Genomic DNA, 12,556 nt, shown 5'->3' on the forward strand with positions numbered 1-12,556 from the left:
TGAACTTTTGCTTTGTCACAGGATGTCGCTACAGGGTCAGGAGTGTGGTGATCTGATCCTAATTTCGGCTAAAAGTTCGATTTATTCAACAAAGCCGTGATGGTGGCGACCCTGGCATTCTTTGGCTTTGCTTGTGGCGAATTTGGCAAGCGCCTGCCGCTGGTGGGCAAACTGGGGGCGGCGGCGATTTGCGCCACTTTTATTCCCTCTGCGCTGGTCTACTACGGGCTGCTGCCGGATGTGGTGGTCGAGTCCACCACCAAGTTCTATAAATCTACCAATATTCTCTACCTCTATATCTGCTGCATTATCGTCGGCAGCATCATGAGTATGAATCGCACCACGCTGATTCAGGGGTTTCTGCGCATTTTCTTCCCGATGCTGTGCGGTGAAATCGTCGGCATGCTGGTGGGCATGGGCGTGGGTATCGCGTTAGGTATGGCGCCGTTTCAGATCTTCTTCTTTATCATTCTGCCGATCATGGCCGGTGGGGTGGGGTGGGGGAAGGGGCTATTCCGCTGTCTATCGGTTACGCCGCCATTCTCCATATGGATCAGGGGGTCGCCCTGGGCCGGGTATTACCGATGGTGATGCTGGGTAGCCTGACGGCGATAATCATCTCCGGATGCCTGAACCAGCTGGGTAAACGCTACCCGCACTTGACCGGGGAAGGCCAGCTGATGCCGGACCGCGCCAACAGTGAGCAAACGGCCAGCCAGGCACCGGCGTTCTCCGGCAAGGTGGATGTCACCACCATTGCCAGCGGCGCACTGCTGGCGGTACTGCTGTATATGATTGGCATGCTGGGCCATAAGCTGATTGGCCTGCCGGCACCGGTTGGCATGCTGTTTGTGGCGGTGCTGGTCAAGCTGTTTAACGGGGTGTCGCCGCGCATTCTGGAAGGCTCCCAGGTGGTTTATAAATTCTTCCAGACCTCAGTAACCTACCCGATCCTGTTTGCCGTTGGGGTGGCTATCACCCCGTGGAACGAGCTGATGGATGCCTTCACCATCAACAACTTGCTGGTGATAATCAGTACCGTTGCCGCCCTGGTGGGCACCGGTTTCCTGGTGGGTAAAAAAATCGGCATGTATCCCATTGATGTTGCCATCGTCTCCTGCTGCCAGAGCGGCCAGGGCGGTACCGGTGATGTCGCCATTCTCACTGCCGGTAACCGTATGAGCCTGATGCCCTTCGCCCAGATTGCCACCCGTATCGGTGGGGCGATTAATGTCTCGGTGTCGCTGCTGATATTGAGCAACTTCCTTTCTTAATCACGATTTCAGGAACTGTTATGAAACTCGCAAGCTTTATCTATCAGGGGAAACGCAGCTACGGCATCGTCACCCGTGGAGGGGTGATTGATTTGGGCCGTCGCCTCGGGGATCGCTACCCGGATCTGAAAGCCCTGCTGGCCGCCAGCGCGCTCCAGGAAGCCAGCCGGTTCAGCCAGGATCAGGATCTTCTGCCGCTCAGTGCCGTGGACTTCCTGCCGGTTATCGAGCACCCGGAAAAGATCCTCTGTGTCGGGATGAACTACGCCGCCAAACGCCAGGAGTTTGATCAGCATAACCCGGCGCCAACGCTTTTTGTCCGCTTTGCCGACTCCCAGACCGGGCACAATCGCCCGGTGGTAAAACCACGCTGCTCCAGCGAATTCGACTACGAAGGCGAGCTGGCGGTGATCATCGGCAAAGGGGGGGAGAATATCTCCCGGGATCAGGCGCTGGCCCATGTTGCCGGGTATAGCTGCTATATGGACGGCTCAGCCAGGGACTGGCAACACAGCTGGTTTACCGCCGGGAAAAACTGGCCCAGCACCGGCGCATTTGGCCCGTGGATGACCACCAGTGACGAGATCCCGGACCCGCACAACCTGGCGATCCGCACCTGGCTCAATGGCCATATGGTCCAGGAAGACAACACCGCCAGCATGATCCACAAAGTGGCGGAGCTTATCGAGTACATCAGCACCTTTACCCGCCTCAGCCCCGGTGACGTGATCATCACCGGCTCCCCGGGTGGTGTCGGGAAAAAGCGCAACCCGCCGCTGTTTATGAAAGCCGGTGACCGGATCGAAGTCGAGATCGAACAGATTGGCCACCTGAGTAATTTGATTGTTGATGCGCCGGTCCAGGCCGCCGCCGCGATTCACTAACTGCCACGGACGGATTTATGCAGGGAACGACAGCCATTGATTTCCGGCTTACCCGGGTGGCCAGCCAGCCGGCGCGGTTGGCGGCAATTCGCTACTTACTGGCCGACAACGGGCTGGGTATCGACAACGATATTGTCTGCTTTGTTGAGGCCTGGCGTGATAACCGGCTCGTGGGCTGCGCCGGGCTGGCGGGTAATGTGATCAAGTGCGTGGCGGTGGAGCGGGCGCTGCGCGGGGAAAACCTCAGTGCCGCACTGCTGGCAGAGGTGGAGCACGTGGCGCTCAGCCAGGGGCATTTTCACCTGTTTTTATGTACCCGCCCGGCGAATCAGGCCCGTTTTAGCCGCAGCGGTTTTTGGCCGCTGGCGGTAAGTGGCGAGGATGCGGTACTGATGGAGAACACCCCCACCGGTCTGGCCCGTTACTGCCGCAGTTTGCGGCAGTTGCGCCGCCCCGGAAAGCAGATCGGCAGCATCGTGATGAATGCCAATCCGTTCACCCTCGGCCACCGTCATCTGGTCGAGCTGGCCGCCGCCCAGTGTGACTGGCTGCACCTGTTTGTGGTGCGGGAAGATGCGTCGTTCTTCCCTTATCAGGCGCGGCTGGAGATGGTGCAGCAGGGGGTAAGCCATCTGGCCAATGTGACGATTCACGAAGGGTCCCGCTATATCATTTCCCGGGCCACCTTTCCGGCCTACTTCCTCAAAGAGAGCGGCAAAGTACACCAGGCCTGGAGCGAGATCGATGCGCTGCTGTTTCGCGACGCCATCGCCCCGGCTCTGGGGATCACCCGGCGGTTTATCGGCTCGGAGCCTTTTTGCGACATTACCCGCCAGTATAACCAAACCCTGCATCACCTGCTGACGGGACAGATAGCCGTACATGAGATCCCGCGCATCAAGGCGACCGGGAGCGCGATTTCCGCCTCTCAAGTGCGCCATTTGTTGAAAACCGGGCAGTTCCCGCGCATCCGCGAGATTGTGCCGCCCACCACTTACGCCCATCTGGTGGCCCATTACGGCGCCCAGGCGGCGGTTGCTTAACATCAGGACATGTTTATGAAAATTATTAACCAGGCGCTGGCCGGGACCATGGAGTCCAGCGACCTGATGGTCAAAATCGCCCCGGCAGACGGGGAGCTGGATGTGGTCATTCACAGTGAAGTTATCAAACAGTTTGGCGAGCAGATCCGCCAGGTCGTGATGGAGACGCTGGCCAGCTTCGGGGTAACCCAGGGCCTGATTATTATTGAAGACAAAGGGGCGCTGGACTGCGTGATCCGCGCCCGGCTGCAAACCGCGTTACTGCGCGCATCCGGCCAGGCGCTACCTATCTGGGAGGTTCTGAAATGAGCACGCTTCGTCGCAGTATGTTGTTTTTACCCGGCGCCAATGCCGCCATGCTCTCTACGGCGTTTATCTACCGCCCGGACGCCATCATGTTTGACCTCGAAGACGCCGTGGCCCTGCGTGAAAAAGACAGCGCCCGGATGCTGGTATTCCACGCCCTTCAGCACCCGATGTATCAGGACATTGAAACTGTGGTGCGGATAAACCCGCTAAACACGCCGTTTGGCCTGGCGGATCTGGAGGCGGTGGTCCGTGCCGGGGTGGATGTGGTGCGCCTGCCGAAAACCGACACCCCGGACGATATTCATTTACTGGAAAGCCATCTGGAACGCATCGAACAGGAATGTGGCCGTCCGGTGGGATCAACCCGGCTCATGGCGGCAATTGAATCCGCCGTGGGGGTGATTAACGCGGTGGCGATTGCCCGCAGCTCCCCGCGGCTGATTGGTATCGCGCTGGCAGCGTTTGACTATGTGATGGACATGCAAACGGAGCGCGGCGACGGGACCGAGCTATTCTACGCCCGCTGCGCGGTACTGCATGCCGCCCGGGCCGCCGGGATCGATGCCTTCGATGTGGTCTGGTCCGACGTTAATGACGACGCCGGTTTCCTGCGCGAAGTGGAGCTTATCCGCAAAATGGGCTTTAACGGTAAATCCCTGATTAACCCGCGCCAGATAGATCTGCTGCACAACGCCTACGCGCCGACCCAGCAAGAAGTCGACCACGCCCGGCGGGTGATAGAAGCGGCAGAAGAGGGCGAGCGTAACGGCCTCGGGGTGGTATCCCTCAACGGCAAAATGATTGATGGACCGATTATTAACCATGCGCGGGTGATGATTGAGCGCGCCGCGGCCTCCGGTGTACGCCGCTAAGGACAGAACAATGAACCAGACAGAACGTCTCCATAGCCAATTCCCGGCCCTGCGTAAGCTGGTGCCATTTGATAATGCGCTGGCCGCCACCCCGTGGCTGGCAGATGACCACGCCCGGCACAACCGCAAGATCTGTGATTCGCTGGAACAGGCCATTATGCGCAGCGGCCTGCAAAACGGCATGACAATTTCGTTCCACCACGCTTTCCGGGAAGGTGACCAGGTGATCAACCTGGTGGTTGCCACCCTCGCCAGCATGGGCTTGCGGGATTTGACCCTCGCTTCCAGCTCGCTGATGACCTGTAATGACGAGCTGATCGAGCATATTCGCCGCGGTGTGATCCGGCGGATTTATACCTCCGGTATGCGCGGCAAGCTGGCGGATGCTATCTCCCACGGCCTGATGGCCGAACCGGTGCAGATTCACTCCCACGGTGGCCGGGTGAAGCTTATCCAGGACGGTGAGCTCAACATTGATGTGGCCTTCCTCGGGGTGCCGTGCAGCGATGCATTCGGCAACGCCAATGGCACCCAGGGGGCATCCTGCTGCGGTTCTCTGGGCTATGCCATGGTTGACGCCCGCTACGCCAGCAAAGTGGTGCTGCTGACCGAGTCGCTGGTGCCATTCCCCAATATGCCCGCCAGTATTGTCCAGGATCAGGTGGACTACATCGTCCCGGTTGAGCGGGTCGGGGACCCGGCGAAAATCAGCGTCGGCGCCGCCAGGGTGACCAGTAACCCCAGAGAACTGATGATAGCCCGCAGCGCGGCAGAGGTGATTGCGCACTCCGGCTATTTTAATGACGGCTTCTCGATGCAGACCGGCTCCGGCGCGGCATCCACCGCCTGCACCCGCTTCCTGGGAGAGAAAATGGCCCGGGACGGCATCCGCGCCCGCTTTGCCCTTGGGGGGATAACCGGCAGCCTGGTGGACTTGCATGAGCAGGGGCTGATCGGCACCTTGCTGGATACCCAGTGCTTTGACAGCCAGGCGGCGGCATCCCTGGCCCATAACCCACAGCATGTGGAGATCTCAACCAACGTTTATGCCAACCCGGCCAGCAAAGCCGCCTGCTGCGATCAACTGGATGTGGTTATCCTCAGCGCCCTCGAGATTGACACTGCATTTAACGTTAACGTGATAACCGGCTCCGATGGGGTGATGCGCGGGGCCTCCGGTGGCCATTGTGATGTGGCCGCGGCGGCGAACTTGACCATTGTGGTGGCGCCGCTGCTGCGCAGCCGGATCCCCACGGTGGTGCAGCAGGTCACCACCTGTGTCACCCCCGGGAGCTGTATTGATGTGCTGGTGACTGACCATGGGATTGCGGTTAACCCCGCCCGCCCGGAGATTCGGGCACGGCTGGAAGCGGCCGGATTACCGGTCATGGACATTGAAATGCTCTGGCAGCGGGCGATTTCTTTAACCGGGGTCCCCAAAGCCATCGAATTTACCGATAGAATCGTCGGCGTGATCCGCTACCGCGACGGTAGCGTTCTCGACGTAGTTTATCAGGTGAAGGAATAACGTAATGACAGTAATGGCACCCGAATTATCGGGGGTTACTCTGAACGCGCTGCTGGCGGCAAAAGAACGCCGCGCGGCGCGCCAGGCGGACTGGCTGGGGCACTATCAGCAACCGGTGGTTTCACTGACGCTGGTTACCCCCGGCCCGGTGAAGAACAGCATCCGCTACCGCAATACCATGGGGGTGGCGCTGCAGGCATGCGATCAGCTGTTCTGGCGTAATGGCTGGCAGGTGGTTGATCGCCAGGTATTATGGTTGCCGACCGGGCCGGAGGCACTGTGGTGTGTGGCCCAGCCCGCCCAGGATATTAAGCAACACTGCCGCCAGCTTGAGCAGCAGCACCCGCTGGGGCGTATTTGGGATCTGGATGTCATTTGCCCGACCCGGGGGCCGCTGGGGCGGCAATCCCTGGGGGAGGAAATGCGCCGCTGCCTGCTGTGTGAGGAACCGGCCCACGCTTGTGTCCGCTCCCGGCGGCATCCGCTGGAGCAGGTTGTCTCCCGGGTGGAGGATATCATTGATGACTGGTTTACCCGCGACTAACCCCGGCGAGGTGGATGTGGTTGCCCTGGCAGAGCAGGCGCTCTGCCAGGAGCTGATGCTGACACCAAAACCGGGGCTGGTGGATAGCGCCAATAGCGGCGCCCACCGGGATATGAACTATATCACCTTTACCCGCAGTATTGCGGCGATCGTCCCCTGGCTGCGGGTGTTTGAGCAGTGCGGCCACCGGTATGCCCATTTACCTGCTAAGGCGATGCTGGCACAACTGCGCCCGGCGGGCATCGCCTGTGAACAGGCGATGTTTACCGCCACCGGAGGGGTCAACACCCATAAGGGAGGGATCTTTGCCCTCGGCCTGTTGTGCTGCGCCGCGGGCCGCCTGCAAGCGCGGGGGCAAGCGCTGACCGCCGGGGCGCTGTGCCGGCAGGTCAGCGCCATCTGCCAGGGGATGGTGGCCCGCGAGCTGGCGGGCAGTAAACCGGGCGCTACCGCAGGCCAGCGCCAGTATCAGCAACTGGGGTTAACCGGCGCCAGAGGGGAAGCGGAGAGCGGTTTTGCCACCGTGCGGCGCTATGTGTTGCCTGGCTGGCATCAGGCGCAGGGGGAGCGGCGGCTGCACCATGCGTTGCTGCGGCTGATGGCCATCAACCCGGACAGCAATCTGGTCTCCCGGGGGGGCATGGCGGGGCTGCGTTATGTACAGCGCTATGCGAACACCCTGCTGGAAACCGGCTGGCAGCGTGAGGATTTGCAGGTGATGGATCGGGCGCTGATTGCCAGAAACCTCAGCCCGGGGGGCAGTGCTGATTTATTGTCGGTGGCCTGGGTACTGGCGGGCGTAAATAACCAATAGCTGCGTTTATTAAATATAACGCAGCGTCAAAATTAATGAGCGGTACGAGTCTTATAAAAACAACATTAATTTAATGGCGGTGAGATACCTGTCGTTTTATATATAATAACGTAGCATGGTGATTTATGCAGGGTAGTTTTCTATTTGATTGAAAGATATGATATTTTAAAATTGATAACTGACCGGTGTAATATTACTTTATTTTTAATAAGCTATTCGTGCCGCTGCTTATAGTAAGCCGCTTGACGTGACGTTTCCTGAGTATTAATAATCGTTGTCAGCTAATTATCCCATCCCGGGAAATATTGTTGAGTTGAGAGGCTTAGAATGAAAGGTAAAATTGCACTGGAAGAACACTATCAGTCACCTGATTTTAATGCAGCTGGTTCACATGATTTTACGAAGGGGGATTATTTTGAAAATGTTAAGGAACGACTACTAAATATTGATTTGCGTATCCAGGATATGGATAAGAACGGTATTGAAACGTATATTCTGTCATTAACGCAGCCGGGGATTGAAGGCCTTACTGATGCCGTGGCGGCGCAGAAAATGGCGGTGAAAATGAACGACTACTGTGCCGCGCAGCTGGTTGCTAAACACCCGGATCGTTTACGGGCCTTTGCCTGTGTCCCTTTGCAGAACCCAGAGGCCGCAGCCAAGGAACTGGAACGTGCAGTGAAGCAGCATGGGTTTGTCGGGGCGCTGATTAACGGCTTTTCCAATATTGGTAATGAAGAAACCGCCCAGTATCTGGATGAGCCGCAAGTTGAGCCGTTCTGGGCAAAAGTTGAAGAACTGGGGGTTCCGGTATACCTGCACCCCCGTATTCCGCTGGTCACCCAGCGCCGTATCTATCAGGGATATGATGGTCTGCTGGGCTCTGCCTGGGGCTTTGGGGTGGAAACCTCAACCCACGCGGTGCGTATGATCCTCAGCGGCTTGTTTGACCGCCACCCGGGCCTGCAAATTATCCTCGGCCACCTGGGGGAAGCGCTGCCGTTCACGCTGCCGCGTCTTGAACACCGTCTGCGTCACCAGCGTGCGGAAACCCAGGGCAGCCATAAACTTCCGGTAACGGAATATTTGCGGAAAAACTTTTATTTGACCACCAGCGGCACGTTCCGCACCCAGGCATTGCTGGATACCATGCTGGAAGTGGGCTCGGATCGTATTCTGTTTTCTGTCGACTCCCCTTATGAAGACGCCAGTGAATTAAGCCCGTGGTTTGATGCGGCCCCGATCAGCGATAACGACCGGGTTAAAATTGGCCGTGAAAATTCCCGCCAGTTATTTAAATTGTAATTCGGGCTCTACATCTACCTTGTTTTGTGCCTGGGCTTGATAAGCCCATTAATAAGCTCCCAGGGACGGGAGTTTATTAATAATGTGTTGTGTTAGCTATTAGCTCTGTTTGTATTTAAAAAATGCCCACGCTGATGTGGGCATTTTTTATGGTCCCGCCGGGCGGCAGTACCGCTTAGCGCGCGTTGCGGTAATTGCTCTGGGCGCTATTGACCTTCGATAAATAACGGCGCGACTCTGCCGACGGATGGCGAGTGGTCAGAGTCTGGTAAACGTCATCCGGGGTCATGGTGTTAATAATATTTACCGCTTTCACCCGGTCATTGGAAAATATCCGCAATACACTGCCTGCGCCGCCGTTATAGGCGGTAATAATCGCGTAGCGCCGGGAGGTCGGATTATCGATCCCGGACAGGTAGACGTCGTTTAACATCGCCAGATAGGCGGTGCCGGTATCAATGTTGCTCTGGGGATCAAACAGATAGCTGCGGCTCGGGGTGCCCCATTTCCCCTGGGAGCGGAACACATCTTTCCCGGCACTGTGTTGCACCACCTGCATCAGCCCCAGGGCATCAGCATGGCTGACAGCATAAGGGTTGAAGCTGGATTCAGTCTGCATAATCGCGAGGATCAGCGACTCATCAATACCGTATTTACGGGCGGCCTGGCGCACCATCGCGATATATTTATGGGCGCGTTTATCGAGGTGGTTTGGCACCAGGCTTATCGTCACGCTGTAAATAATGCGCAGGCCATTACTGCGGCTTTTCAGCCGGGTCTGGAGCAAATAGTCGGCAAATTTAGCGGCGCGCCCTTCCCAGCGAATGGGCTGGCCGGTGTTATCCACCACCTGGCCGTAGAGGAACGGCTGGCGTGAGATAAGCACGTCGTTGGCGTCAGAATAGAGGTCAATAGAGCCGGGATCATCCCCCATCAGCAGGGTGGTGATGATGGCCTTGCGCAGGTGCTCTGCCGGATCGGTACCGGCGATGGTTTCAACGGTAATGGTGCCTTCATCAAAGTTGATGTGGCTACGTGTTTGATATTTATCGGTATATTTTACGTAGTCTTTAGGACCCGCAATCAATACCTCATTGAAACCCCACAGATTTTCGATATTGTTGGCAAACTGCCCCATCAGAATATCAAAACCGTTGGTGTCCTTTACCCAGGCTTCGTTATAGGTCTCGGCGTTCTTTTTGTTACTGGAACAAGAGATCAACAACGGTGCCACCAGAGCCAGCGCTAAAAATTTTTTCATGTTCAGGCGTGCATGTTGTTCAACAGGGGTGCCATAGCCCCCCTGTCAGCGGGTGTGAGCACCCGCTTTTGTTGTTGTTACCGGAAGGATATCTGTGATCACTTCTCTGGCGGCGTAAAACCTTCAATATGGACATCCTTGCCTTCGAACAGGAAGTTGACCATTTCTTGTTCCAGCAGCTTGCGGTGTTCAGGATGCATCATGTTGAGCTTTTTCTCGTTAATCAGCATGGTCTGTTTGGTCTGCCACAGTTTCCATGCCTCTTTGGAGATTTCATTATAGATTCGTTTGCCCAGATCGCCCGGGTAAAGCTGAAAATCCTGACCCTCGGCATCGCGCTGCAGGTAGGTGCAAAAAATAGTTCGGCTCATGATTAATCCTCTCTTTTTACCGGCTTACCGGTACGGCGCAATCGGCAACGGCCCCTGCTCGTAATTGTTGTAACAGGCGCTCAACGGGCGCCGCTAACCCCACGGATGGCGGCTGGCCTAAGTTATACCAAAGACCGGGACGCTCATCCATGCATCCGCGGATGGATGACACACTCAGCCACATGGGGACGATATCCAGATGGAAATGGCTGAAAGTATGCCGGAAAGCCGTTAGCTGGTGCAGATTATCTGCTGAAATGTGCCGTTGCGCCAGCCATGCACGCAGGGCGGCTTCATCGTCAAACTGCGGAAAACAATATAACCCGCCCCACAGCCCAACCGGCGGGCGCTGCTGAAGGAAGACCTCGCCGTCGTGCTGCATCAGCAGAAAATAGCCGGTGCGCTCCGGCAGGGTCTGTTTGGGCTTTTTGCCCGGGTAGAGCGCCTGGCTCCCGGTGGCTAAGGCTTCACAGCCGCTGTTCAGCGGGCACAGCTCGCATTTAGGGCGTGAGCGGGTACACACCATGGCCCCCAGATCCATCATCGCCTGGTTGAAACGCGCAACGCCATCGGCCGGGGTAACGGACTCACTTAATTGCCAGAGACGGTTTTCCACTTCTTTTTTACCCGGCCAGCCGGACACCGCATAGCAGCGGGCCAGTACCCGTTTCACATTGCCATCAAGAATAGGAAAATGCTGACCGAGAGAGAGTGATAAAATCGCCCCCGCAGTGGACCGGCCAACACCGGGTAGTGCGGCAACTTCATCGAAAGTTTGCGGAAACTCGCCGTTATGCTGTCCGGCAACCTGTTGGGCGGCTTTATGGAGGTTTCTTGCCCGGGCGTAGTAGCCGAGACCGGTCCACAGATGCAATACTTCATCCAGCGGCGCGTTGGCTAAATCCGTCACCGTGGGGAACTGCGCCATAAAGCGCTGGAAGTAAGGTATCACCGTGGTGACCTGCGTTTGCTGAAGCATTACTTCGGAGAGCCAGACTTTGTATGGGGTTTTCTCCTGTTGCCAGGGAAGGGTCTTACGACCATATTTGTCATACCAGTCAAGTACCTGGCGGGAAAACTGAAGAGGTTGCATCATCACAGGGTCATTTTTGCACAGTAGGGATTTTGGCTGCCGATTCCAGCACAACAGCGCTGTAACTGTAAACCGGAACTTTCCCGTGCTTGCATCCCGGTACTAACTTTGGATAATGCCCGTTTCCTGAACTTTTACGCGAGTAGATTTGAATCTCATGATTAACGACGTCATATCACCGGAATTTGATGAAGATGGTCGCCCAATGCGACGCATTCGTAGTTTTGTCCGTCGCCAGGGGCGCCTGACGAAAGGGCAGCAGTTCGCGCTGGATAACTACTGGCCGGTGATGGGCGTAGAATACGTCGCACAGCCGCTGGATCTGGCGGCGCTGTTTGGCCGCGAGGCGCCGGTGGTGCTTGAGATAGGCTTCGGCATGGGGGCTTCCCTGGTGACGATGGCGAAAAATAACCCGCACCAGAACTTCCTTGGGATAGAGGTACACTCTCCCGGGGTCGGGGCTTGCCTGAGCGCGGCCCATGAAGAAGGGGTCACCAACCTGCGCGTGATGTGCCATGACGCGGTAGAAGTGCTGGAAAATATGATCCCCTGCAACGCGCTGTCCATGGTGCAGTTGTTTTTCCCCGATCCCTGGCACAAAGCGCGCCATAATAAGCGCCGCATCGTTCAGGTACCGTTTGCCGATCTGGTGAAAAGCAAGCTGAAACTGGGCGGCGCCTTCCATATGGCAACGGACTGGGAACCTTATGCTGAACATATGCTCGAAGTGATGGTCTCTATTGATGGCTACCATAACTGCTCAGCAGAAGGGAATTATGTACCGCGTCCGGAATCACGTCCGGTCACTAAATTTGAACAGCGTGGCCAGCGTCTGGGCCACGGCGTATGGGACTTAATGTTCGAGAGGGTGAAGTAATGGCAACACAACGTAGTCGTCGTCTGCGTAAAAAAATGCATATCGACGAGTTTCAGGAAATCGGTTTTTCTGTCGCCTGGCGTTTTCCTGAGGGCACCAGCGAAGAACAGATAGACAGCGTCGTCGATCTGTTTATTGAGCAGGTTATTGATGCCAACGGCCTGGCGTTTGACGGCAGCGGTTATCTGGCCTGGGAAGGGCTTATCTGTCTGCAAGAAATTGGTAAGTGCACCGACGCGCACCAGGCGCTGGTCCGCGCGTGGCTGGAAGAGCACAAACTGGAAGCAATCCGCACCAGCGATTTATTTGATATCTGGTGGGATTAAGTTGTCGCAGGGCCGGTTTTCCGGCCCTTACTGTCTGGGTTACCTATCAGGAGCA

General features: G+C 56.8%; 13 protein-coding genes and 1 pseudogene. 11 read left to right on the top strand and 3 right to left on the bottom strand.

The features are described from left to right. Positions 1–96: 96 nt before the first annotated feature. From F9C28_RS13110 to F9C28_RS13150, 9 genes and pseudogenes are all read left to right on the top strand, one after another. A pseudogene (locus tag F9C28_RS13110) lies at positions 97–1,274 on the top strand (2-hydroxycarboxylate transporter family protein); the annotation flags it as partial. 20 nt (positions 1,275–1,294) lie between these two features. Then, positions 1,295–2,158: a fumarylacetoacetate hydrolase family protein gene (locus F9C28_RS13115; RefSeq protein ID WP_199015814.1), complete on the top strand. Its 864-nt coding sequence runs from the start codon at positions 1,295–1,297 to the stop codon at positions 2,156–2,158. Between the two features lie 17 nt (positions 2,159–2,175). After that, positions 2,176–3,201: a [citrate (pro-3S)-lyase] ligase gene (gene citC / locus F9C28_RS13120; RefSeq protein ID WP_199015815.1), complete on the top strand. Its 1,026-nt coding sequence runs from the start codon at positions 2,176–2,178 to the stop codon at positions 3,199–3,201. Between the two features lie 15 nt (positions 3,202–3,216). Further along, complete coding sequence (gene citD / locus F9C28_RS13125) at positions 3,217–3,510, top strand: citrate lyase acyl carrier protein (RefSeq protein ID WP_199015816.1); 294 nt, start codon at positions 3,217–3,219, stop codon at positions 3,508–3,510. Then, positions 3,507–4,382 (top strand): citrate (pro-3S)-lyase subunit beta, encoded by an 876-nt coding sequence (gene citE / locus F9C28_RS13130; RefSeq protein ID WP_199015817.1) that lies wholly within the window; start codon positions 3,507–3,509, stop codon positions 4,380–4,382. The genes citD and citE overlap by 4 nt, the downstream gene beginning before the upstream one ends. A gap of 10 nt (positions 4,383–4,392) precedes the next feature. After that, positions 4,393–5,910, top strand: coding sequence for a citrate lyase subunit alpha (gene citF, locus F9C28_RS13135; RefSeq protein ID WP_199015818.1), 1,518 nt, complete (start codon positions 4,393–4,395; stop codon positions 5,908–5,910). A gap of 4 nt (positions 5,911–5,914) precedes the next feature. Beyond that, positions 5,915–6,454 (top strand): citrate lyase holo-[acyl-carrier protein] synthase, encoded by a 540-nt coding sequence (citX, locus tag F9C28_RS13140; RefSeq protein WP_199015819.1) that lies wholly within the window; start codon positions 5,915–5,917, stop codon positions 6,452–6,454. Then, positions 6,432–7,268 (top strand): triphosphoribosyl-dephospho-CoA synthase CitG, encoded by an 837-nt coding sequence (gene citG, locus F9C28_RS13145; RefSeq protein WP_199015820.1) that lies wholly within the window; start codon positions 6,432–6,434, stop codon positions 7,266–7,268. The genes citX and citG overlap by 23 nt, the downstream gene beginning before the upstream one ends. Before the next feature lie 327 nt (positions 7,269–7,595). After that, complete coding sequence (locus F9C28_RS13150; protein ID WP_199015821.1) at positions 7,596–8,573, top strand: amidohydrolase family protein; 978 nt, start codon at positions 7,596–7,598, stop codon at positions 8,571–8,573. Positions 8,574–8,748: 175 nt separating this feature from the next. Here F9C28_RS13150 and mltC read toward each other — a convergent pair whose 3' ends face one another. From mltC to mutY, 3 genes are all read right to left on the bottom strand, one after another. Further along, the gene (mltC, locus tag F9C28_RS13155; protein WP_199015822.1) at positions 8,749–9,834 is read right to left on the bottom strand and encodes a membrane-bound lytic murein transglycosylase MltC; all 1,086 of its coding nucleotides are present in this window, start codon (positions 9,832–9,834) and stop codon (positions 8,749–8,751) included. 98 nt (positions 9,835–9,932) lie between these two features. Continuing rightward, entirely contained in the window at positions 9,933–10,205 is a 273-nt protein-coding gene (locus tag F9C28_RS13160) for an oxidative damage protection protein (protein ID WP_199015823.1), read from the bottom strand. 16 nt (positions 10,206–10,221) lie between these two features. Then, positions 10,222–11,298: an A/G-specific adenine glycosylase gene (gene mutY / locus F9C28_RS13165; RefSeq protein ID WP_199015855.1), complete on the bottom strand. Its 1,077-nt coding sequence runs from the start codon at positions 11,296–11,298 to the stop codon at positions 10,222–10,224. 157 nt (positions 11,299–11,455) lie between these two features. On the opposite strand from mutY, the gene trmB reads away from it, so the two are divergent. Both trmB and F9C28_RS13175 read left to right on the top strand, forming a co-directional pair. Beyond that, complete coding sequence (trmB, locus tag F9C28_RS13170) at positions 11,456–12,175, top strand: tRNA (guanosine(46)-N7)-methyltransferase TrmB (protein ID WP_199015824.1); 720 nt, start codon at positions 11,456–11,458, stop codon at positions 12,173–12,175. After that, positions 12,175–12,501: a YggL family protein gene (locus tag F9C28_RS13175; RefSeq protein WP_199015825.1), complete on the top strand. Its 327-nt coding sequence runs from the start codon at positions 12,175–12,177 to the stop codon at positions 12,499–12,501. The genes trmB and F9C28_RS13175 overlap by 1 nt, the downstream gene beginning before the upstream one ends. The last annotated feature ends 55 nt before the right edge of the window (positions 12,502–12,556 follow it).

This window comes from Shimwellia pseudoproteus (assembly GCF_016415625.1).
GTDB classification, from domain to species: Bacteria; Pseudomonadota; Gammaproteobacteria; order Enterobacterales; family Enterobacteriaceae; genus Shimwellia; species Shimwellia pseudoproteus.